At 63.9% G+C, this 22,071-nt stretch carries 17 protein-coding genes; 3 read left to right on the plus strand and 14 right to left on the minus strand.

The features are described from left to right. The first annotated feature begins 46 nt into the window (after positions 1–46). Positions 47–1,969, plus strand: a complete 1,923-nt coding sequence (locus tag ABDK11_RS16790; RefSeq protein WP_346837673.1) for an alpha-amylase family glycosyl hydrolase — start codon at positions 47–49, stop codon at positions 1,967–1,969. Between the two features lie 211 nt (positions 1,970–2,180). Here the strand turns inward: ABDK11_RS16790 and ABDK11_RS16795 are convergent, their stop codons facing one another. The 13 genes from ABDK11_RS16795 to ABDK11_RS16855 all read right to left on the minus strand — a co-directional run bounded on the left by ABDK11_RS16795 (position 2,181) and on the right by ABDK11_RS16855 (position 18,139). After that, positions 2,181–2,942 (minus strand): hypothetical protein, encoded by a 762-nt coding sequence (locus ABDK11_RS16795; protein WP_346837674.1) that lies wholly within the window; start codon positions 2,940–2,942, stop codon positions 2,181–2,183. Continuing rightward, on the minus strand, positions 2,890–3,705 hold the full coding sequence (locus ABDK11_RS16800; RefSeq protein ID WP_346837675.1) for an FTR1 family protein: 816 nt from the start codon (positions 3,703–3,705) through the stop codon (positions 2,890–2,892). The genes ABDK11_RS16795 and ABDK11_RS16800 overlap by 53 nt, the downstream gene beginning before the upstream one ends. Before the next feature lie 15 nt (positions 3,706–3,720). Then, positions 3,721–4,050 (minus strand): cupredoxin domain-containing protein, encoded by a 330-nt coding sequence (locus ABDK11_RS16805; RefSeq protein WP_346837676.1) that lies wholly within the window; start codon positions 4,048–4,050, stop codon positions 3,721–3,723. Next, the gene (locus ABDK11_RS16810; protein WP_346837677.1) at positions 4,043–5,431 is read right to left on the minus strand and encodes an ATP-binding protein; all 1,389 of its coding nucleotides are present in this window, start codon (positions 5,429–5,431) and stop codon (positions 4,043–4,045) included. Before ABDK11_RS16810 ends, ABDK11_RS16805 begins: the two co-directional genes overlap by 8 nt. Next, on the minus strand, positions 5,428–6,087 hold the full coding sequence (locus ABDK11_RS16815) for a response regulator transcription factor (RefSeq protein WP_346837678.1): 660 nt from the start codon (positions 6,085–6,087) through the stop codon (positions 5,428–5,430). The genes ABDK11_RS16810 and ABDK11_RS16815 overlap by 4 nt, the downstream gene beginning before the upstream one ends. A gap of 42 nt (positions 6,088–6,129) precedes the next feature. Next, the gene (locus ABDK11_RS16820; RefSeq protein ID WP_346837679.1) at positions 6,130–6,792 is read right to left on the minus strand and encodes a hypothetical protein; all 663 of its coding nucleotides are present in this window, start codon (positions 6,790–6,792) and stop codon (positions 6,130–6,132) included. Between the two features lie 16 nt (positions 6,793–6,808). Then, the gene (locus tag ABDK11_RS16825; protein WP_346837680.1) at positions 6,809–7,630 is read right to left on the minus strand and encodes an SDR family oxidoreductase; all 822 of its coding nucleotides are present in this window, start codon (positions 7,628–7,630) and stop codon (positions 6,809–6,811) included. Next, complete coding sequence (locus tag ABDK11_RS16830) at positions 7,630–8,301, minus strand: iron-containing redox enzyme family protein (RefSeq protein WP_346837681.1); 672 nt, start codon at positions 8,299–8,301, stop codon at positions 7,630–7,632. The genes ABDK11_RS16825 and ABDK11_RS16830 overlap by 1 nt, the downstream gene beginning before the upstream one ends. Beyond that, the gene (locus tag ABDK11_RS16835) at positions 8,301–9,785 is read right to left on the minus strand and encodes an AMP-binding protein (RefSeq protein ID WP_346837682.1); all 1,485 of its coding nucleotides are present in this window, start codon (positions 9,783–9,785) and stop codon (positions 8,301–8,303) included. The genes ABDK11_RS16830 and ABDK11_RS16835 overlap by 1 nt, the downstream gene beginning before the upstream one ends. Beyond that, entirely contained in the window at positions 9,776–10,483 is a 708-nt protein-coding gene (locus ABDK11_RS16840) for a thermostable hemolysin (RefSeq protein WP_346837683.1), read from the minus strand. The genes ABDK11_RS16835 and ABDK11_RS16840 overlap by 10 nt, the downstream gene beginning before the upstream one ends. A 357-nt stretch (positions 10,484–10,840) precedes the next feature. Continuing rightward, positions 10,841–13,354: a type I pullulanase gene (gene pulA, locus ABDK11_RS16845; protein WP_346837684.1), complete on the minus strand. Its 2,514-nt coding sequence runs from the start codon at positions 13,352–13,354 to the stop codon at positions 10,841–10,843. 92 nt (positions 13,355–13,446) lie between these two features. Beyond that, positions 13,447–16,260 (minus strand): alpha-amylase family glycosyl hydrolase, encoded by a 2,814-nt coding sequence (locus ABDK11_RS16850; protein ID WP_346837685.1) that lies wholly within the window; start codon positions 16,258–16,260, stop codon positions 13,447–13,449. Between the two features lie 214 nt (positions 16,261–16,474). Further along, complete coding sequence (locus ABDK11_RS16855; protein ID WP_346837686.1) at positions 16,475–18,139, minus strand: alpha-amylase family glycosyl hydrolase; 1,665 nt, start codon at positions 18,137–18,139, stop codon at positions 16,475–16,477. Between the two features lie 418 nt (positions 18,140–18,557). Here ABDK11_RS16855 and ABDK11_RS16860 point away from each other — a divergent pair, with 418 nt between their 5' ends. Both ABDK11_RS16860 and ABDK11_RS16865 read left to right on the plus strand, forming a co-directional pair. Further along, complete coding sequence (locus ABDK11_RS16860) at positions 18,558–19,391, plus strand: DUF3014 domain-containing protein (RefSeq protein ID WP_346837687.1); 834 nt, start codon at positions 18,558–18,560, stop codon at positions 19,389–19,391. A gap of 133 nt (positions 19,392–19,524) precedes the next feature. Further along, positions 19,525–20,409 carry a universal stress protein gene (locus ABDK11_RS16865; RefSeq protein WP_346837688.1) on the plus strand — a complete coding sequence of 295 codons (885 nt, stop codon included), beginning with the start codon at positions 19,525–19,527 and terminating at the stop codon, positions 20,407–20,409. 111 nt (positions 20,410–20,520) lie between these two features. Here ABDK11_RS16865 and ABDK11_RS16870 read toward each other — a convergent pair whose 3' ends face one another. Then, the gene (locus tag ABDK11_RS16870) at positions 20,521–22,020 is read right to left on the minus strand and encodes a tryptophan halogenase family protein (RefSeq protein WP_346837689.1); all 1,500 of its coding nucleotides are present in this window, start codon (positions 22,018–22,020) and stop codon (positions 20,521–20,523) included. Positions 22,021–22,071 lie beyond the last annotated feature (51 nt).

Consider the following 22,071-nt stretch of genomic DNA (forward strand, 5'->3'; position numbering starts at 1 on the left):
ATTGAGGCAGCAACGCTTCCAGAAAATACAAAGAGCAATGCAATCGATGAAAAAACATTACTGGCTCAGCGCCGCCATCGCGCTCGCCGCCAGCGGCCTCGGCGCCTGCGGCCCGCAACCCGACACCCACACACCAGCCGATGTAACGGCCACTGCGGATAAAGGCGCGGCCGCCGGGCAGCAGCCCGCCGCGGCAAGCGCGCAAAAGCCGGTGATCTACCAGGTCATGACGCGCCTGTTCGGCAACACCAACCCCACCAACAAACCCTGGGGCACCGTCGAAGAAAACGGCGTGGGCAAGTTCAGCGATTTCACCCCGCAAGCGCTGGCGCAGATCCGCGCCCTCGGCGCCACCTACATCTGGTACACCGGCGCGCTGCACCACGCACTGGTGCGCGACTACACCAAGTACGGCATCGACAACGACGATCCGGACGTGGTCAAGGGCCGCGCCGGCTCCCCCTACGCGATCAAGGACTACTACAGCGTCGACCCGGACCTAGCCGACGACCCAGCCAAGCGCCAGCAGGAATTCCGCGCACTCATCGAGCGCAGCCACGCGGCGGGCCTGAAGGTGATCATGGATATCGTGCCCAACCACGTGGCGCGGGGCTACCACTCCGTCGCCAAACCCGAGGGCGTGCGCGACTTTGGCGCGGACGACGACACTTCGGTCACCTACGCGCGCAACAACAATTTCTACTATGTGCCCGGCCAGGATTTCAAAGTGCCGGTCGCCGAGGACGGCTACCAGCCGCTGGGCGGCGAAGCGAATCCGCTGGTGGATGGCAAGTTTGCCGAGAGCCCGGCCAAGTGGACCGGCAACGGATCCCGCGCGGCGCAGCCGGTTGCCAGCGACTGGTACGAGACGGTCAAACTCAATTTCGGCGTGCGCCCGGACGGCAGCGAGGACTTCCCCAAATTGCCGGCGGACTATGCGCACAAAGACTACCGCGCGCACGCCGCCTTCTGGGCCGACAAGGACGTGCCGGACACCTGGAAGAAGTTCCGCGATATCACCCAGTACTGGCTCGGCTTCGGCGTCGACGGCTTCCGCTATGATATGGCCGGCATGGTACCGGTGGAGTTCTGGAGCTACCTGAACTCCTCCATCAAGATGCAAAAGCCCGATGCGGTGCTAATCGCCGAAATCTACACACCGGAGCGCTACCGCGATTATATCCACCTCGGCAAGATGGATTACCTCTATGACAAGGTGGGTACCTATGACGCCATCCGCGCAGTGATGGAAGGCAAGGGCAGCACCGACCGTATCGCCGAAGTGCAGGCGGACCTGCAGGATATCGCCCCGCACCTGCTGCACTTTATGGAAAACCACGACGAGCAGCGTATCGCCAGCAGAGAGTTCGCCGGCAGCGGCGCCGCCGGCAAACCGGCAATGCTGGTATCCGCCACCATCGCCGCCTCGCCGACGCTGGTCTACTTCGGCCAGGAACTGGGCGAGAAGGCCGAGGGCGATGCCGGCTTCGGCAAGGCCAGCCGCACCACCATTTTCGATTACTGGTCGGTGCCCAGCGTGCGCCGCTGGATCGACAACGGCAAGTACGACGGCGGCCAGCTCAGCGACAGCGAAAAACAGCTGCGCAGCTTCTACCGCAAACTGCTGAACTTCGCCGCCAGCGACAAGGCGCTGCGCGGCCACTACGCCGACCTGCACCAATACAACCGCCAACACTCACCCGGTTACGACGAGCAACTGTTTGCGTTTGCGCGCTGGAGTGGCGGGGAGAAACTGCTGGTGGTGGCGAATTTTGCCGATAAAGCGAAACAGCTGACGCTGCGGGTGCCGGCGGAGTTATTGCAGCAGTGGCAGCTGCAGGACGGCCGTTACGAGCTGAGCGGCCAGCTCGACAGCACAGTGAAAGCAGAAATGCTGGTGAAGGATGGCGAGGGCGAGATCGCCCTGCAGCTGCCGCCGTTTGCCAGCCGTATCCTGCGTGTTCAATAGCGGCCTGTAGCAGCGGACCGGGCCGGGGCCACAATGGCGGGCACAAGGTTCGCTCCGGCCGCTCCACGCATTCGCGGCGCCTTCGGCCCTACGGATTCAGTTGTGTGGGCGGTATCCGCTGCGGCGCTTACGGAGTGCTTTGGGCACTGGAACAGCTAGAAATGCTGCAATGCTTCCGTAGGGGCGGACCTTGTGTCCGCCCACCCGGGGCTCAGTAAAACTCGTACTCCAGCGACAGCCGCAATGTCTGGTCCGGGCTCTCTTCGGTAATCCCCAGAATCACCCCCGCCTCCCAGATCAGCTGACGCGCGGCCCGAAACTTCTTCGTGCCGCGCATCACCGGCCCCAGGCCCAGGGTGCCCTGGCCGGCGTAGAGCTCCAGCATCGGTTCGAACTTTGGCGACAGCCGGTAGCGGGCCTGCAGGCGCAGCTGGGTTTCCCACTCGTTGACGTAGTCGTCGCTCCATTCGTAGAGAACGGCGAAATTCGCGGTGCCGGTCCAGCGGCCCCACTCGCGCGCACTGATCAGTGTCGTGGCCGCCTCCCACTGCTGGCGGTTGCGCTCGTATTCGAGTTCGAACAGCATACCCCAGTCCGCGGCGTATTCGCCCTGCTCGGTCAGCTGCCATTTGGCTTCCAGTTCCGAACCCTCGAAATCGAAATTCTGGTCCTCGGTGTTTTGTCCGAAGAGGTAAATCTCGCCGGCCCAACGGTCGGAAAAGCTGCGCCCGATACCGAGACGCTGCAGCTGCAGGTTGTCCAGCGCATCGTCGTCGCTGTCGCCCTGGCCCACGGCGCGCCACTCGATTTCCTTTTCCAGCGGCTGCACGTAGGGATCGTAGACACGGTCGACGACCACACCGTCGGCGCGTGCGCCGGGCTGCCACAGGACGGCGGCGCAGCCGAGCGCCAGCAGCCCGCTAGTGCGCACGCGCGGCGGGAACCCGGTCGGCACGGTCAGAACGACAGGCATAGAAAGTCAATCCAATCAACAACACCATCAGCGCCATGCTGACAGCATAAATGGCAACCTCGATCGGTGTCGGCGAGGCCTCGTAGCTAATCAACGCATACAGCAGCTGCCCCGGCAGCGATTCCTCCGGCAACAGTGCCGAGGTGTCCCACAGCGGCGGCTGCGACGGCAGCCAGTCCACCTGGATCAGCATCCGCGCCGCCTGGGCGCACATACCGGCACCCACCAGGGTCAGCAGTATACAGGCCGCCAGCAGTGTATAGCGCCGCGGCAGCCCCAGCAGCAGGTAGTAACAGAGCGCGCCGATGCTGAAACCGATTCCGACACCGAGCAGCGCGCCGGTGATCACGCCGCTGAAAAGCTGCGACTGGTAGCGGAACGCGGACAGGTAGACGTAGATCTCCGAACCCTCGCGCAATACCGCCAGTGCCACCGCCAGCAACATGGCGCACTGCAACAGTGGCAGGCGATAGCTGCCGCGGTAGTGATTGATCACCATCAGCGGCACGAGCAGCAACAGCAGCAGGTAGATGGCCAGCTGCAGCGCGGCGTCGGACAGCTCCTGGCCGGCGCCGTCGAAGGCGTTGGAAATCAGGCCCAGGTTGTGGCCGTAGGCGACGGCCCCGACCACGCCCGCCGCCAGCGAGGCATAAAACCAGCGCGCGCGCATGTCCATAAAACGGCTCATCGCCAGCAGGATGCACAACAGCATGGCCGCTTCGAGGACTTCCCGCAGAATGATGATAACGCTGCTCAAAAGCATAACGGCTTCCCCGAATTACCTGGCGATGACTTTTCCCTGCGCCGTCTTGGGATTGAACTCGCCGAAGAACGGGTACTCTCCCGGCGCCAGCGGGCCGATAAAGATGATCGCGCGCTGGCCGCCGATGATGACCTTCTCGCGGTTGAGCTGATAGCTCTCGAACTCCTCCGGGGTCGGGTCGCGGTTGTAGACAATCAGCTTGACCTTGGTGTTGGCCGGCACCACCAGTTCCGAGGGAGTAAACAGGTGGTCGCGGATTTCCAGCTCGACCTGCGGATATCCGGCCCCCCAGACGCCCGCTGCCAGCGATAACAGCGCGGCAATTTTTTTCCTGCAGCTAACCATGCGTCTGTTCCCCGTCCGCAGCGGCGAGCGCACCCTCACCCGCATTTGTGCCCGCCCGCCGGGGAAATTCAATCTGCACCGACAGCCCCTGGCCGAACTTCGACGGCGCCAGCCGGATACTGGCGCCGTGCAGCTGCGCTATGTGCTCGACGATCGACAGGCCCAGGCCACAGCCGGCGGCACCGGTAACGTGGCGGTCGCCGCCGACGCGGTAGAAACGCTCGAAAATACGCTGGTACTCCGCCTCGTCCAGGCCGACACCGGAGTCGTCGACCCGCAGTGTCACCCGCTCGCCCCGCTCCTGCAGCGCCACTTCGATACGGCCGCCTACCGGTGTGTATTTGTTGGCATTGCTCAACAGGTTCTTCAGCAGGATCGATAGCGCAAAACGGTCGCCGGCCACGCTAGCGCCACCGCCGCTCAACTCGATGGACTGGTTCCTGTCGGCAAAAACACGGTAGTTTTCCGCGATCACCTCCTGTGCCAGCCGGTGCAGGTCGATGGGCTCGAAGCGCATCGGGTAGTGGTCCGGCGTAGTGCGATACAGATTCAGCATCTGTTCCACCAGGTGTGCCATGCGTTCGACACTGCTCTGCAGCTGGCACAGGGATTCCGGCGGCTGCGGCAACTGGCACTGCTGCAGCTCCTGCTGCAGGTTGTGGGCGTGCACCTGGATGGCGCTGATCGGTGTGCGCAGTTCGTGGGCGGCGTCGGCGGAAAAGCGCCGTTCGCGTTCGAACGAGGCGCGCAGCCGCGCCAGCAGCGCGTTGGTGGAGTTGACCACCGGCTGCAGCTCCTCCGGCGGCTGCGCCAGCGGCAGCGGGCTCAGGTCTTCGGCGCGCTTGTCGCGCAGCGCCGCGGCCAGCTGCCGCAGGCTGCGCAGGCCGCGCCCCACCACCAGCCAGATCAGTATGCCCGCCACGGGAATACCCAGCAGGATCGGCAGCACCGATGCCAGGATCACCCGGTCGGCCAGCGCATAGCGCAGGTCGATGCGCTCGGCCACCAACACGCGGCGGTTCGACTGCGGCACAAAGTAACACAGCACGCGCCAGCGGTAGCCGGAGAAATTCAGCTCGCGGTAGCCCTCCGCGAAAGTGCCGAGCGGCTGGTCCGGTGCATTGGCCGAGCGCACCAGCAACTGCCGGCCGCCGTCGCTCCACACCTGGAACGCCTGCTGCCCCGTCTGCGCGACAACCAGCGGTGCCGCCTGCGGCGCCGGCATCGCCGCCAGCAGGCGGGCACTGGCGGCCATCTGCCGGTCGAACAGCTGTTGCGCCTCGGCCATACTGGCGCGATAGCCGTGCACCGCCGAAACAAAATTGACCAGCACAATGGTGGACAGCAGCGCGATCAGCAGGAATACGCGGATGGATTTCACGGAGTCCCCAGCTTGTAACCGACACCGCGAATGGTCTGGATAAACTCCGGATAGATTTTCTTGCGCAGGTTGTGGATATGCACATCCACGGTGTTGCTGGAAACGGCCTCGCCCCAGCTGTACAGCTTGTCTTCCAGCTGTTCGCGGCTGAGGATATGGCCGGGGCGCTCCGCCAGTGCCCGCAGCAGGGTGAACTCGCGCCGCGACAGCTTCACCGCGACACCGGCGCGCTTCACTTCGTGGCTGGCGAGATTGATGGTCACATCGCCGATGGCGATCTCGGCGCTGACGCCGCCGCCGGCGCGCCGCTCCAGTGCGCGCAGGCGCGCCAGCAGCTCGTCGACGGCAAAGGGCTTGGTCAGGTAGTCGTCGGCGCCGGCGTCGAGGCCGCGCACCTTGGAGGCCAGGTCGTCGCGCGCGGTCAGGATCAGCACCGCGGACTTGCTCCCGCCGGCGCGCAGCTGCTGCAGCACCTCGACGCCGTCCAGGTCCGGCAGGCCCAAGTCGAGCAGGATGACATCCGGCCGTGCTGCGCGGGCCAGTGCAATACCCTCGCGCCCCGTGGCGGCCAGGTCGACGGCGTAGCCGCTGTGGCGCAGTGCCGTGGCGATGCCGTCGGCCAGGGAGCTGTCATCCTCGATCAGCAGGACTCTCAATCGTTATTCCTTAGCAGGCCGCGGGAAACTGGTTCCCAAAAGCTAGCGCATTTTCTGTTGAATCCTGGCCTTCAGTTTTTTGATTTCACCCAGGCGCCCCTCGCTGGCCAGCGGCCGCGCGGGATCTGCCGGTGCGGCCTCGGCGCGCTGCGCATAGGTGAGTGCCTGCGCATAGTCTTTCTGGTCGAACAGGTAGTCGGCGTAGAAATAGTTGGCGTCTACATCATTGGCGCCGAATTCCAGCCCCTTCTGCAGGTACTCAGCGGCTTTTTTATCATCGCCGAAGCCGATTGGCCAGCCGGGCACCTGGTAGTAGAGCGAGCCGAGGCTGGTGTAGGCGGCGCCGTCCTGGGCGCTGCCGTCGATGGCGATGGCGTGCTCCAGGTCGGACTTGGCCGCTTTCACCGCGGACAGCGCACCGAGGCCGCCCTTGGCGCCGGCGTAGGAAGCGCGGATGATACCGCTCCAGATCCACACCGGAGCGCTGTTCGGATACTCGGCGGTGGCGGCGCGCGCCTGCCGGGCCAGCGCGGCGAACTTGTCCGCCTGCTGCTTTTCCGCCGTGCGGTATTTGATCTGCGCCCAGGATTTCTGCAGCGCGGTCACCGTATCGCCGGCGGCGTCCGCCCACAGCAGCGGCGAGAACAGCACAGCGGCGGCCAGCGGCAGTGCCGCCAGAATTTTTTTAACGCTTATCTTCTTCACAGTTGCAGTCCTCTTTCTATTTTGAAGCCTGGATATTCTGTTGTGCGAACTGGCGGATCAGCGGCAGTTTCTTCGCCAGGGCCGAATCCACCAGCGCCGGGAACAGCGCGTTGACCTTGATAAACAGGCGCTCCGGCCAGCCGATAAAGCGGCGGCCACTGGCGCGCCCCTGCAGCAGCTGCAGACACAGCTGCGCGACGGTTTCCGGCGAGTCGGACTTGTTGCCGAGGGTGCGGTTCAGGTCGTTGACCGCGGCGGTGTTGAGCGCGGTATCCACCGCCCGCGGCGCCAGGTAGTGCACGCGCACAGCGCTATCGCTGAGTTCGCGGCGCAGCGCCTCGGTAAAACCGTGCAGGCCGGATTTGCTCGCGCCGTAGGCGGCGAAGCCCGGGTGACCGATATGGCCAAAGGCGGAGCCGATATTGATCACCGCGGCGTGTTCGCTGCGCTGCAGCAGCGGCAGCAGGTCGCGGGTCAGCGCCATCGGCACCAGCAGGTTGGTGTGCAGCGTGCGCGCCAGTTCTGCATCGCTCATATCGGCGAGCAGCGCAAAGGTGGAAACGCCGGCATTGTTGATCAACACATCCACGCCGCCGGGAATCGCCGCGCAGCGCTCCACCAGCTGCCGGCGCAGGCCGGCATCGAGCAGGTCCGCGGCCAGCACCAGGTGACTGTCGCTGTGCGGCAGCGATGCGCGCAGCACCTGCAGGCGCTCGGCGTTGCGCCCCTGCAGCAGCAGGCGGTGCCCCTGCGCCGCCAGCAGCCGCGCAATGGCGCCGCCGATGCCGCCGCTGGCGCCGGTGATGAGTACGGTCAGTGTTTTGTCCTCGGCGCTCATCAGGCCACCTCCGCCGCAGTCGCGCGGCATTCCACTTCGCGGAAGATATCGCCGTAGAGGCGGAACATGACCCGCGCACTGTGCACGATGGCCTGTTTGTCCGCCGGATCTTCGATGCGGTTCATCAGCCCCCTGAAAAAATCGACATGGCCGATATCCAGGTCGCCGTGGGACAGCAGGTAGCTGAACGCCTTGCTGGGCAAGCCCAGGGATTGCTGGATCGCGCGCGCGGCGTTGGTGGCCAGCGCGATGCTGGTGCCCTCGAGCACATTGACCATGCCGAAGAAACCCAGCGGGTTGCCGCGCGCGATGGTGTCGTAGGCGTAGGCGACCATCAGTTCGGTGGACAGGTTCGGCTGGCCGTTGCGCACCGCCTCGGCGTCGCCGCCGCAGGCGGCGATGTCGTTCAGAATCCACTGCTGGTGGCCGGTCTCCTCCTCGATATATTCGACGAGCGCCTCGCGCAGCCACTCCTGCCTGTCGCTCAGGCGGCTGCCGCAGGCCATCATCAGCGGCACCGTGTGCTTGACGTGGTAGTAGGCCTGGGTCAGGAAAGCGGTGTATTCATCCAGGCTGATCTCGCCGCGGGCGCCGCGCTGGATCAGCGCTACGCCGAGCAGGGACTGGCGTGCGGCTTCGGTCTGCTGTTGCAGTTCGTCGTAAAAAGGCATCAGGCGGCTCCTCGGTACAGATTCTCGATCGATTCCTGGTAGCGCGCGGCGATGGCATCGCGGCGCGGGCGGCCGTTGGCGGTGAGCAGGCCGTCGGCAAACGTCAGCGGCGCCGGCAGCGGCGCCCAGTTGCGCACCTGCGCATAGTCCGGCAAGCGCGCATTGACCGATTGCAGCCACTGTTCAATCTGTTCAGTGCTGGCGACCGGGTGGGCGAAGATCAGCGCGCTGCAGTGCGGGCGCGCATCGCCGAGCACCACGCACTGCAACACCTGCGGGTCCAGTAAAATTTCGCTCTCGATCCACTCCGGGGAGATATTGCGGCCGAAGGAACTGATCAGCAGGTTTTTCTTGCGCCCGGTAATGTGCAGGAAGCCGTCCCGGTCGAACTCGCCCAGGTCGCCGGTGGCGAGCCACTCGCCCTCTTCGCCCGCCTGCGCATCGTTCAGGTAGCCGAGATAGCGCGGCCCGCGCACCACCACTTCGCCGTCGCGCACGGCGATTTCGCAGTGCGACAGCGGCCGTCCGGCGGCGCCGGGGCGGTCGGCACCGGGCAGGTTCAGCGCCACCACCGAGCCGCATTCGGACAGGCCGTAGCCCTCGAACACCGGCAGGCCGTGGCTGCGCGCCTGGCGCAACAGGTCCGGTGCCACCTTGCCGCCGCCGACGGCGACGAAACGCAGCGAGCGCGTCGGCGCCCAGGCGCCGGCCTGGATCTGCGCCACCAGGGCTTTCAGGATCTGCGGCAGCAGGATCAGGCTGTCCGGCTGGTATTCATCGATACAGCGGCACAGCTGCGCGCTATCCAGCTGCGAACTGCCGGACAGCCCCAGACGCGCCAGCCCCGGCGCCATCACCGTGCCGCCGAGCAGCCAGCTGGTGTAGGCGCCGGCGACGTTTTCCAGCAGTGTGGCCAGCGGCAGCAGGCACAGGTGGCGCGCGCAGCCCAGCAGCTCCAGCTGCCGGGCCAGCGCCGCGGCGGTGTTCAGCTGGGTCTCGTCGGACAGGCAGACGCCGCGCGGCGTGCCGGTGGAGCCGGAGGTAAAGGTGATCTTGGCCGTCTGCGCCGGCAGCGCCACCGGCGCGGCCGTGGGGATATCGATCATGGCCAGGCCGGCGACGCCGGCCAGCGCCTCGCCCACCTGCTCGAGCGCGGTGAAGCGCTCGCAGTCATCGGTCAGCAGCGCCTGCATGCCGCTGCTGTCGATGGTGTGGGCCAGCTGCTGCTGGGAAAAAAAGGCCGGCAGCGGTACCAGGGTCACACCGGCGGCCTGGCAGGCCAGGTCCACCAGCAGCCAGGCGGGGCCGTTGTCGGCGTAGAGGCCGAGCACGCGCAGTTCGCGCTGGCGCAGCGCTGCAGCGATCGCCGCCACCTCGCGCAGCAACTGTGCATAACTGTAGCTGGCGCCAGCGGGCTCGCCGATCAGGGCGGCGCGCTCGGGGAAGGCGCAGGCCTGCCGGTCAAGGTGTTCGATCAATTGCATCTGGGCTCCCCCCGTAACGCTGCCGCCATCGCCTGTGCCGGCGCGCTGCAGCCGAGCAGCAGTTCGCGAATCAGCGGCCTGTTGAAAAGTCTGCGGCGCTCCTCGGCGACATTGATCGCCGTGACCGCCGGTTCGGTATCGTAGTAACTGCCCCAGTCGGCGAGCTTGCCGCCGAGGCGCCGGCCGTCCGCCCGGCACAGCACCACCTGGTTGCCGGTCAGTTTGCCGAGCAGGCGGTGGACTTCCGGGGTGGCGGTGAAGATGGCCCAGGTCACCCCGGCGGCGGCGAAGAGCTCCGCCAGCATCAGGAACAGCAGGCGGCTGCTGCCGCGCGAGGTGGACACCAGGTTGCCGATCTCGACGATGTCCGCGCGCGCCACCGCGCTGCCGCTGGCCTCCGCCAGGCGCTGTTCCACCGGCTGCTCCAGGTACTGTTCCAGGAACAGCGGCGCGCTGTCGGCGCGGCGCAGCCCCAGCGCGGCGTGGATACTGTCGCCGTCGCGCTGCGCCAGCAGCAGCGGCAGGAAACTGTAGAGCCGCGCCCCGTAGGTAGCGGCAAACACCGTGGAGATATACCGCTCCACCTCGATGCGGCCGGGATCACCGGCGCCGGCCAGGGAAAAGCCCGGCCAGCTGGGCACAATCGGCGGCTGGGAGATGGCGACGTCAGATTGGGTCACGGTTTGATAGCCTTCCACTGCAAATCCTCGCGGGGACTTTCGATGCAGTGAGTCTACGGGGGCTAAATTAAGGCAGACTTAAGGTAGGCTTAAGTTGGCGCGGGAATCGGGATTTGTGTGAACCGGTCGGCGCCTGGCCGCGGCTTGAGCGCTGCCGGCCGGGGATCAGGGCGGACACAAGGTCCGCCCCGGCCGCTCCATGCATTCGCGGCGCCTTCGGCCCTACAGATTCGGCGGTGTGGTCAATATCCGCTGCACTGCTTACGGAGCGCTTTGGGCACTGAAACAGCTGGGAATACCGCAATGCTTCCGCACGGGCGGACCTTGTGTCCGCCCGTGCGGGCCGCCGGCCCGCGGGTTCGCCCAGAACGGAGATTAACGGTAGAGCACAGTCACCGCAGTGCCCTCGGCGACCACGGAGCCGCTGACCACTCGGCCATTACCGGCCGCCGGGTCGGCCTTCTCCATCGCCACTTTCCAGTCGCCGGCGGGCAGGCTGACACTGTAGTTGTCGGCACTGTTGTAGATCACGATGACATCGCTCCAGCTGTCGCCGACGGCGGCGCCGTCGATACGGTTGACCACCACGCCGTAGCGCGGCCGGCTCGTCACCATATGCTGGTCGATGGCGTCCCAGCTGGTCAGGCGGAAGGCCGGGTGCGCCTTGCGCATGGCGATGACGTCCTCGTAGTAGGCGAGGATATCCGCGTTGTCGATCTTCCACTGCCAGTTGTACTCGTTGATCGAATCCGGCGATTGGTAGCTGTTGGCATCGCCCTGCTTGTCGCGCATCATTTCGACACCGCCGTGTAGAAACGGAATGCCCTGGCTGGTCAACACCACACCGTTGGCAAACTTCTGAATGCGCTTCAGGTAGGGGTCGCTGTGGCCAATGCCGTTCAGGTCGGCCCAGGCCAGGATCTTGTCGCGCAGGGTCAGGTTGTCGTGGGCGGAGACATAATTGATGCTCTGTTCCGGATCCATTGCGAACATCGGGTCCCAGGTATCAATAACGGTATTGGCATCCTGTGTGTAACGAATACCGCCGCGGCTGCCCACCTCGATACGCCAGGTATCCGGGTTGTCATTGAAGGCAAAACAGTCGCCACTGTTGCAGCCGCCGCTGTCGTTCTGGCCCTTGATCGCCTCGCGGAATTTCGGGTTGAACACGCCCACATGGGACTGGTAGATACGGCCGACGGTGCCCAGGCGCAGGCGCTGGGCCTCGCGCGGATCCGAGGCGTAGCCGTTCCAGGGCTCGCCGTAGACCAGCAGGTTGCGGCCGGGGAATTTGCTGTTCAGGTAGCTGCCCCAGGCCCCCACGTCGTCGTAGTCGAACACGCCGATCAGGTCGAAACGGAAACCGTCGATATTGTATTCATTCACCCAGTACTCCAGTGAATCGCGGATCATGCGCCCGACCATCGGCACATTGGCATCGATGCTGTTGCCGGTGCCGGACAGGTCGGTAGCGGTGTAGTACTGGTCCGTGATCGGCTGCAACACCTGCTTGGAATAGGTGTGGTTGTAGACCACGTCCATGATCACGCGGATGCCGGCCTTGTGGAATTCGTCCACCACCTGCTTGAACTCGCGCACGCGGTTTTCGTAGTCGTAGGGCGTCTGTGAGTAGCGGTCTTCGGGCACATTGTAGTTGCGCGGGTCGTAGCCCCAGTTGTAGCAACTGCTGTCGGCCGGGTCGGCGCAGGAGTTGAAATCGAACACCGGCATCAGCTGCACATGGGTCACCCCCAGTTCCTTCAGGTGGTCGATACCGGTGGCCACACCGCTGTGGCTGGTACCGCTCTCGACCATGCCGAGGAACTTGCCGCGCTTGGTCGCGTCGACGCCGGAATTGGTGTCGATGGTGAAATCGCGCACATGCACCTCGTAAATCACTGCATCTTCGCGATTGGCGAGCGCCGGGCGCGCGGACCAGCCGCCGGGCAGTGCCGTGCTGTCGAGATCCATAACGATATCATTGTCGCTGTTCGGCTCCGCCATTTTCCCGTAGGGATCGCGCACCACCACGCCATTGACGACAAAATAATAGGGTTTCAGTTTCCAGTCACCGCTGACAGTTACCGAGTAGACGTCGGTATAACCGTTGGCGTCGGCAATCTTACCCATCGTATAAGTCTGGCCATCCAGCACCAGCTGCACATTGCTGTGATCCGGCGACCACAGGGAGAAGGTGGTCCCGGTGGGTGAATAGATCGCACCCAGGGTCTGCACACCGCCGCAGTTCTGGCTGCAGCCGCCAGCGGTGGATTCCAGCGTGTAGGCCATGGTGCTGTCGTCGACCGTGATCAGGTAGTCGCCTGTCACCGGTGTGTAGATGTCCGCACCGCTCTGATCGAGCACGCCGTCGCTATTGTCGTCGCCGTAGTTCTGGCTCCAGTCGCCGCTCACGTCGAACTTGAAGCGCTGATCTGTCTGGCCGTCGAAGGACACGGTGAGCTGCCAGGTGTGATCCGCCACCAGTTGCATGGCACTGCTACCCCAGGCGTTGGGGGTTCCGCGGAAATAGAGGCTGGAAAAATTGCTGGCGAATCCGCTGCCGCCGCCGAAGGAATTGCAGCTCGACACCTCAGTTACCTGGATCGAGTGGGTGTCACTGTAAAAAACAATTTCGTAGTTTTTATTGGAACCGACACTATAGTCGGACGCGGGGTAGGATTCCTGCCAGTCACCGGCGCGATCGATCTTGAAGCGCGGGCCGCCGCTGGCATCACCCGTGGCAAAGCTCTGGCAGATCTTGTATTCGGTGCCGCTGACAAAGTCCATCGCGGTTGCGCCCCAGGCGTTGGGGGTTCCGCGAAAATACCAGTCGGCGCTGGCGTGCGCGCTGGCCACCAGCAGCGCGGCAAAAAACAGTTTTCTCTTCATCGTTCTGTCCACTTTATTTTTATCTGTCGTTGCAGGTTCAGCGTCGGGGTCGCCATACCGGCCTGCGCCGGTATGGCGATACGCCTGGGCCGTCAGTACAGATAGGGACCGTCGACGCCGACCTTGCCCGGTCCGTTCAGCACGTAGACACCGGCGGAGTAGGCCTTGACGGTAAAGCTGATGCTGCCGCCGCTCACCTGGATCTGCGCGCCGGTGACCGCATCGGTATAGGTGCCGTTGGGAATACCGGAAACCGTAACGCCCTGGTCGTAACCCGCGGCCAGCCCCACCACTGCGTAGGAGCTGCCCTCGGTGGCGTTGCCGGCATAGTTGCGCGCAAAGCTCATGCCCGCGCCCCATTCACTGACCTGCTCCATGCGGCCCTTCTGCAACGCGGGTATCGCGTGGCGTATCTGGTTCAGGCGCTGGATATGCTTGTACAGGTTGCCGTTCGGGGTGGTCGGATCGTCCAGCACCGAGCCGTAGTAGGCGCGGCCGGTCTGGTCGAGGGTGTCGCTGGAGGACTGGATATCCTGCGGCAGGCCGCCCTGGAACATGACCTCCTCGCCGTAGTAGAGCGTCGGGATACCGCGGATGGTCCACAGCAGGTTGTAGGCCATGGCCGCATAGCTCTCGGCGCCGCCGAAGCGGTATTTGAAGTCGTTGTCCGGGCCCACGTCGTGGTTCTGGAAGAAGGTCACCAGCTCGGTGGGATCGGCGTAGGTCCAGTCCATATCCAACGCGCCCTTGATGCCGCTGAAGCTGCCGTGGGTCACGTTGTCGCGGAAGGTGGAAAACAGCGGGAAATCCAGTACCGAGAAATTGGAATCCCCCTGCGGATTGCTGGGATCACTGCCGGTGCGGGTATACCACCAGGGGCGGATCACCGCCGACGCATTGTCATTGCCCAGCTCCGAACCGAAACCGAGCCCCTTGACCAGGTCTTCGCCGAATACGAACAGGCCCGGCTTGTGCGCCTGCCACTGGTGCACGTAGGTCAGCAGTTCATCGCGCTCGACGTGCTTGACGGTGTCCAGGCGGATCGCATCCACCCCCATATCGAGATAGTGATCGATGGCGCCGTTGAGGTAGTCCTTAACGTTCTGGTTACTGGTGGCCAGGTCGATGGTGTCGCCGGCCATATGCTTGTTCTGCAGCGCGGTGGGATTTTCCCAGTCGCCGCCGGCCATAAAGCCGTCCTGGTGATACCAGGCCGGATCCAGGTTGTTGGCGTCGATGCCGAAGAAGCGATTGGGATCGTAGCCGGCCAGCGGCACGGTAATGCCGGTGTTCGGATCCACCAGCGGCTCGATACCATCCGCATCAGATGTGTGCCGGTCGCGGAACCACTGCGGTGCCACCGGGTTGTCGTTGTCATCGCGGAATTGGCTCTGGTAGTCCCCCAGATTGCCGAAGTAAGGATCGTTGCTGATCATGCCCTGGCTGCTGCCCGCGGGCACGTAGTACTTGATCGGCAGGTGGTCGATCCACACCTGGCCGCGAATACCGTACTGGCTGGAGTGATTGATCACCACATCCTGGATCACCTTGAGGCCCTTGGCATGGGCCGCGTCGATAAAGTCCTGGTAGGTGGCATCCGCGGATTCCAGGCGCGGGTCGACGGTGGTCCAGTCGTAGGCGTGATAACCGTGATAGTCGAGGCCACTGCGGTTTTCCACCGGCGGCGTTACCCAGATAGCGCTGAAGCCCAGGTCTTTGATGTAATCGAGCTGTTCAATCAGGCCCTTGAAGTCGCCGCGCCACTGCGGATCGCCGGGCATGATGTTGTCGCGGTTGTAGTAGTTGTTCGACGGATCGCCATCGTAGAAGCGCGCGGTCAGCACAAAGTAGATGGTCTCGGCGCGGAAGTCGCTGCCGCTGTCGGCCGTTCCGCCGGAGCTGGAACTGGAGCTGCTGCTGGAACCGCCACCGAGATCGGTGACGCTGATTGCATGGCTGCCGGCATCGAAGCAGATCTGGTAATCGGTGTTGGTGTTTACCGCATAGTCGGCAGCGGGGTAACTCTCGGTCCAGTCGGCGAAGTGGTCGATCTTGAAGCGCGGGCCGCCGCCGGCATCGCCACTGGCAAAACTCTGCTCGGTGCAGAAACTGACATTGTCTGCACTGGTCATCGCCGTCGCCGCCCAGCCGTTGGCGGTGCCGCGGAAATACCAGCTGTCACCGGTGCCGCCACTACTGCTACTGCTACTGCTACTGCTACTACTACTACTGCTACTACTGCTACTACTGCTACTACTGCTGCTGCCGGTCGCCACCAGCTGGTAAGCGAGGCTGCTGTCATTGACCCGCAACAGGTAATCGCCGCTGACGCCGGTGGCAATATCCGCACCGCTCGCTTCCAGGACACCGTCGCTGTTGTCATCGCCGTAGTCCTGGCTCCAGTCGCCGTACAGATCCAGCTTGTAGCGCTGGTCCGCGGCGCCATCGAATGCGAGGTTCACTTCCCAGGTGTGGTCGCCCACCAGGGTCATCGCGGTGCTGCCCCAGTTGTTGGGCGTGCCGCGGAAATAGAGCGAGGGGAAATTGCTGACATAACCGCCGTCGCAGCTGGCAACGGCGCTGACAGCGATACTGTGTGTACCGCTGTCGAAGGTGATTTCGTAACTGCTGGCGCCGCCGACGGTGTAATCGCCACTCGGGTAGCTCTCGCTCCAGTCACCGTAGCGATCGATCTTGAAACGCGGGCCGCCGCTGGCGTCTCCGCTGGCAAAAGTCTGGCAGGTTCTGTATTCGCTTCCGGAAACCAGTTCCAGGGCCGTGGCACTCCAGTTATTGGCCGTGCCGCGGAAATACCAGTCGGCGGAGGCTGTGGCGGAGTAACCGGTGAATAACAGGCAGGAACAAAGCAGCAGCCGGGCGCGGCCGCGATACACGGATTCTCTCATCGTTTTGTACCGTTATTATTGTTTGGATTTGCGGCCGAACGGCACGGTACAACTGTGATTTCGGCATCGTTGCGCCGACAGATTAGGAAAGGCCCCGTTTGGGGCACATCCTCCCCGAATGGGGCGTAGCAGAAAACTGTGACAGCCTGCGCACTGCCCTGCCCGGTAATGCGCGCGCTGCCACACAGCCCGGCTGGGCCTGTCCTGGCTGGGCCTATCCCGGCAAGGGCTGCCCCAGCAACACCAGTGCGAAGGGCGTATCCAGGCTCACCCGGCCTTGGCTCACCGTCACCTCACGCCCGGAGTAATAGTCTTTCAGGCGGGTGCCGTCGGCAAACAGCCCGTAGACCGGCACTGCCTTGTCGCCCGCAGGCAGGCCGATGGAGACCAGCACGCGGTCGCGATCACCGAGCACACGCGAGAACGTGTAAGGTTTGTCGGCGAGCTTTTTGTGCACCCCGGCGCCCACCGCCGGATGGGCGTGGCGGAACTGGCCGAGTTTCTGCCAGTGCGCCAGCAGCGCACGGGTTTTGTCGCTCTTCAGGTCGCCCCAATTCATAGAGCTGCGCAGCTGGGCATCGCCCTCGGCTTTGGCGGTCAGGGGACGCGCCAGTTCGTCGCCGTAATAGATTTGCGCCGCCCCCGGGGCCAACATCAGTTTGAGCGCGGCGGTATAGGTGTGTTTGCGCGCGCGGTCGTAGGAACCACCATCATCGTGAGAGGCCAGGTAATTGAGCAAGCCGACACCGTCGAGTGCACCGCCGTGCAGGTCCTGCGAGTAACTGGCAAACAGCGGCTCCATTTCTTCCCTGGCCTGCTGCGGGAAGGCGAAATTGATCAAACTGTCAAAACCGTAATTGAAGAAATCCACCTTGCGGTCGCCGTAATCGTAGTCGCGCCCCTTGGTCGCGCCGAAATCATTGGCGCCGAAACCGTAGACTTCACCGACCATAAAGAAGTCGCGGTCATCGAGTTTCCTGTTCGGATTGCGCGCCTTCCAGTCCGCCAGCGCCAGTCCGGACTCTTTCTTCAGTGCCGCCCAGACTTCCGGCTCCACGTGCTTGGTGGTGTCCACGCGGAAGCCGTCTACACCGTATTCGCGCACCGGATCAGTCAGCCACTTGATCAGGTAGTACTTGGGCGCGCGCGGGTAGCCGGTGCGCGCAAAGAACGCATCCAGCTCCGCCTGCTCCTGCTGCAGGCGGCCCTCGCGTTTCCACTTCGCCAGCAACTGTGGCGGCAGTGCCACCGGCTTGTCGCTGTCGGTGCGGATATCCGGCAGGTTCTTCACCAGTGTGCAGTCCACAGCACCGGCGTAGCCACTCCAGTCGCACACCGGCTGGGTACGCACCCAGGCGTCCGGCCACTGCGGATCGCGGTCGGTAACCGGGCCGGTGTGGTTGAGGACCACATCCATCAACACGCGGATGCCGTGGCGGTGGGCGGTGGCCACGAAGCGGGCAAAATCCTGTTCGCTGCCCAGATTGGCGTCGATCGCGGTCCAGTCCTTGATCCAGTAGCCGTGGTAGGCGTAGGTGCGACCGGTACCCTCGTCGGTACTGCCGTGGATCTGCTCGAATACCGGCGAGGTCCAGATGGCGTCCACGCCCAGCTTGTCGAAATAGCCATCGTCCAGCTTGTCGATCACCCCCTGCAGATCACCGCCGGCAAAGCCGCGCAGGGGCGCCGCATCGTCACCGCGGCCGTAGGCGTGATCGTTCTTCGTATTGCCGTTGGCAAAGCGGTCCGTCAGCAGGAAATAGACAGTGGCGTTCTGCCAATAGGGATCGGTCGGTGCTGCGCGATGGCCTTCGGCGGCGCAGGCGGCCTGGGCGCTGCACAGGCTCAGGGCCATCAGCAGGCGGGCGAATCTGGTCATTCTCTCTCTCTTCTTTTCGGTCGCAGTTTGCTCAGGCTACTGTAATGCCAGTGCCCCGCGCTACATCCTCCCGCGCGGGGGCGTAGGTACCGGTGTCGGGCTGTGCCGCGGGATCGCCTGCAAGGGTGGCCCGGCGGTCGCTGGCCGTGCGGACAAAAGCGCGGCGCGCGGCAGCGGGCGAGCTAAGCTGACAGAGGAAGATAGCCTGCACGCCAGGCACCCGCGCAGTAATTTCACCGCGTTGCTGCCGCCGCTGCGGGGGAAAGCGGCCGGTGCGGTTACCCGACCGGTCGTCCGCAATTTTGTCGCGGGCCAGCGGCGGGAGTATGGTAGGGCTGTCCGCAAGGCGGAAACCCCGCGCGACAAACGCGGTCAAAGCCGTTGACCGGCGGGTAACCACACACACAGGAGCCAGGGTATGTCGGAACAACAGTCGAGCCGCGCATGGATCGCGGGCCTTCTCACCATCGCCGTGCTGGCCGCGGCCGCCTACTTCTTTCTCGCTCGTGAGGGCGATCGCAAGGTCGAACCCCCGGCCGTCACCGAGCCGGCCCCGGAACCCACGCCCGAGCCGCAAGAAGAACCCCAGATGGAAGCCCCCCAGCCGGCTCCGGAGCCGGTACCCGAGACGAAGCCCGAGCGCAAACTACCCGCACTGGACGACAGCGACAAGGAAGCCTACGGCGATCTGCTGAGCCTGGCGCCAGACGGTGCCCTGGGGCGCTGGCTGGTTGCCGACGAAGTGGTGCGCAAGTGGGTGGCCGCGGTTAACTCCGCTGCCAGCGGCAGCCTGGTGACCAAGCATCGCCCGTTCAAGAATATTCGCGAGCCACTGGTGGTCGACAAGAGCGGTGCCACCGGTATGGAGCTGTCGCCGGATAACTACCACCGTTACGACAATCCGGTGCGCCTGTTCGCCGCAGTGGATACCGACACCGCGGTCAAGCTCTACCGCTTCTGGTATCCGCGCCTGTCCGAGGCTTACGGCGAGCTGGGCGTGAAGGGAAAATCCTTCCATCAGCTGGTGCTGCAAGCCATTGACCAGGTGCTGGCGGCGCCGGAAGCGGAGCAGCCGATCCAGCTGGTACGCCCGTCCGTCTATTACAAATTTGCCGATCCCAAACTGGAAAAGCTGCCGGGTATCCAGAAACTGATGATTCGCATGGGCCCGGACAACGCCGCGCGGGTGAAAGAAAAACTCAAAGAACTGAAAGCGGCGCTGGAAAAAATACCGACGCAACAAAATCAATAAACGACTGTGTTACTCTCCCCTCCGCCGGCCACTGCCGGCCGAGGGGTTGGCGCGGCCGGCGTGGCACGGGAAAAGGACATTTCCGGGATCCGTTAGCAATCGGTAAACGGATCCCCCCAGCCGAGGAGAGAAAATGCAAGTCGACCAGAAAAACCTGTTCGTCGTCGTCGATCCCAATGACGACCGTCACGTGGCCCTGGAGCGGGCCCTCACCACTGCCAAGCTGCGCAATCCCACCCTCAAACTGATTATTTTTGTCGCCGTCGACGGCGAGGCCGTGGATACCCGCGCGAGCAACGACCACCTGTTCCGCGACGAGTTCTGGTTCCGCGACCAGATCCGCAAGCCGGTAGAGGAAGCCGGCCTCGCCTATGAGCTGCTGGTGTGCTGGTCGAGCGACTGGCAGGGCGCCATCATCCAGGAGTCCAAACGCTACAATGCGGAAATGGTCTACCTGCCGGTGCACGCCAAGACCAGCCGGCGCTTCACCTTCGCGGAATCCAAGTGGCAGGTGCTCAAAGGCGCGCGCTGCCCGATAGTGCTGATCCGCCCCGGCGCCAAGGACAAACGCAAAGTGGTGCTGGCCACGGTGAATTACCAGGCACAGACCAGCCAGCAGCGCCAGCTCAACCGGCAGATCAGCGAACGCGCCAACTATGTTGCCGAAAGCTACGGTGCCGAACTGCACCTGGTTAACGCCTACCTGGACTCCATGCGCTACCCGGACCGCGGCGCACTGGCCAAACTGGCGGACAAAACCGGTGTCCCCACCAGCCGCATTCACGTCAAGCACGGTTATACCAACGACGTGGTGGCCGAAGTGGCGAAAGAAGTCGATGCCGACGTGGTGGTGATGGGTACCCTGAATCAGTACGGCGAAACCGGCTCCCTGCTGCGCGGTAATACCGCCGAGCGGGTGATCGGCTCGCTGGATGTGGATGTGGTGGTGTGCAACGGCTTTACCACTACCGAAACCGTCAGCAGCCAGGACAGGCGCGCGGTGGAAACCGAGCACTGAGCTGCTTCCCCGGTGAAAAAACCGCGGCTGCGCCGCGGTTTTTTATTACCCGAAAAGTGTGCGCAAGCGCACAGGCCAATCAGCGCCAATCCCCCGAAGGCATCGCAACGCTTAACCCCCGTTCACCGCGCGTAAAAACTGCGCGTGTTGTGGCAACTTTGCCACGGTGCCATCGATCAGGATTTTCAGGTTCTGCATCAGTTCCGCCAGCTGCTGCTCCGACAGGTTGTCGGCCAGCGGATGGTAATCCTCCGGCAATATGCCCTGGCCGATCAGCACCTGCTGCCAGGCCGCCTCCGAGAAGAGATCGTCGTAGTCGCGGAATAGCTTGCCGGTCTTGGCGAACAGCGCCATTTTTTCACGCAAACCGTCCGGCACATCCATCGTGGCGCAGGCCCGCCAGAAATCGCTGTCGTGCCGCGCGTTGGCCTTGTAGTGCAGAATGATAAAGTCCCTGATGCGCTCCATTTCCACCTGCGACTGGCGGTTGTACTCCGCTATTTCCTCGGGCTGGATGCCGCGGTGCGGGAACAGCTTGGCGAGTCGCGTCGCCGCGGTCTGGATCAGGTGGATGCTGGTCGATTCCAGCGGCTCCAGGAAACCGCTGGAAAGCCCGATACTGATCACGTTCTTGTGCCAGGGTTCGCGCCGGCGCCCGGTGCGAAACGCGATGGTTTTCGGCTCCGCCAGCGCCTCCCCGGGGAGGTGACTCAACAGGATTTCCCGCGCCTGTTCATCGCTGTAGTGCGCGCTCGAATACACCAGGCCGTTGCCGGTGCGGTGCTGCAGTGGAATCTGCCACTGCCAGCCGGCGGCGTGGGCAATGGCGCGGGTGTAGGGCGCCGGCGCGCGCGGCGCGGCGCTCGGTACCGCCTGCGCCCGGTCGCAGGGCAGCCAGTGGGACCAGTCCTCGTAGTCCACACCGAGAGTCTTGTCGATCAGCAGCGCGGCCATGCCGGTGCAATCGACAAACAGGTCGCCGGCGATGCGCTCGCCATTTTCCAGCAGCAGACTGTCCACATGCCCGCTGTCGGGATGGCGCTGCACATGGTCAACCGTGCCCTCGATGCGCCGCACACCACTGCGCTCGCTGTAGCGGCGCAGGAAGCGCGCATAGAGCCCGGCATCGAAGTGATAGGCGTAGGTCAGCCCCGGCAGGCTGGTGCCCTGAATCTGTGCCAGGTGGGCAAATTTGTTGTGGATGGCAGCCTGGTAGTTGAGCGAGTAATCCCATAGGCTCGCGGGCGTGGCGCCCTGCTGGCTGCGGCGCCAGTAGTGGTGGAAATCACACAGGGGGAAATTCTTGCCGATGGTGCCGAAGGCATGCATGTAGCTTTCGCCTGTTTTCCACCAGTTTTCGAATTGGATACCCAGCTTGATGGTGCCCTTGGTCTCGCGCAGGAACTCGCGCTCGTCCAGTCCCAGTGCGCGGTTGAAGTGCAGGATCGGCGGGATCGTGGCCTCGCCGACGCCGACACTGCCGATCTTGTCCGATTCGACCAGGACGATATCAATGGCTCTGCCGAGGACTTTGGCCATCAGCGCGGCGGTCATCCAGCCGGCGGTACCGCCACCGACAATCACCAGCCTCTCAATCTTGCTCTCGTTCATTGCTTCCTGAAACCTGTGGCATCCCCTGCGCGGAGATTCCCGAATACGGAA

This window comes from Microbulbifer sp. SAOS-129_SWC (assembly GCF_039696035.1).
Classification (GTDB): Bacteria; Pseudomonadota; Gammaproteobacteria; order Pseudomonadales; family Cellvibrionaceae; genus Microbulbifer.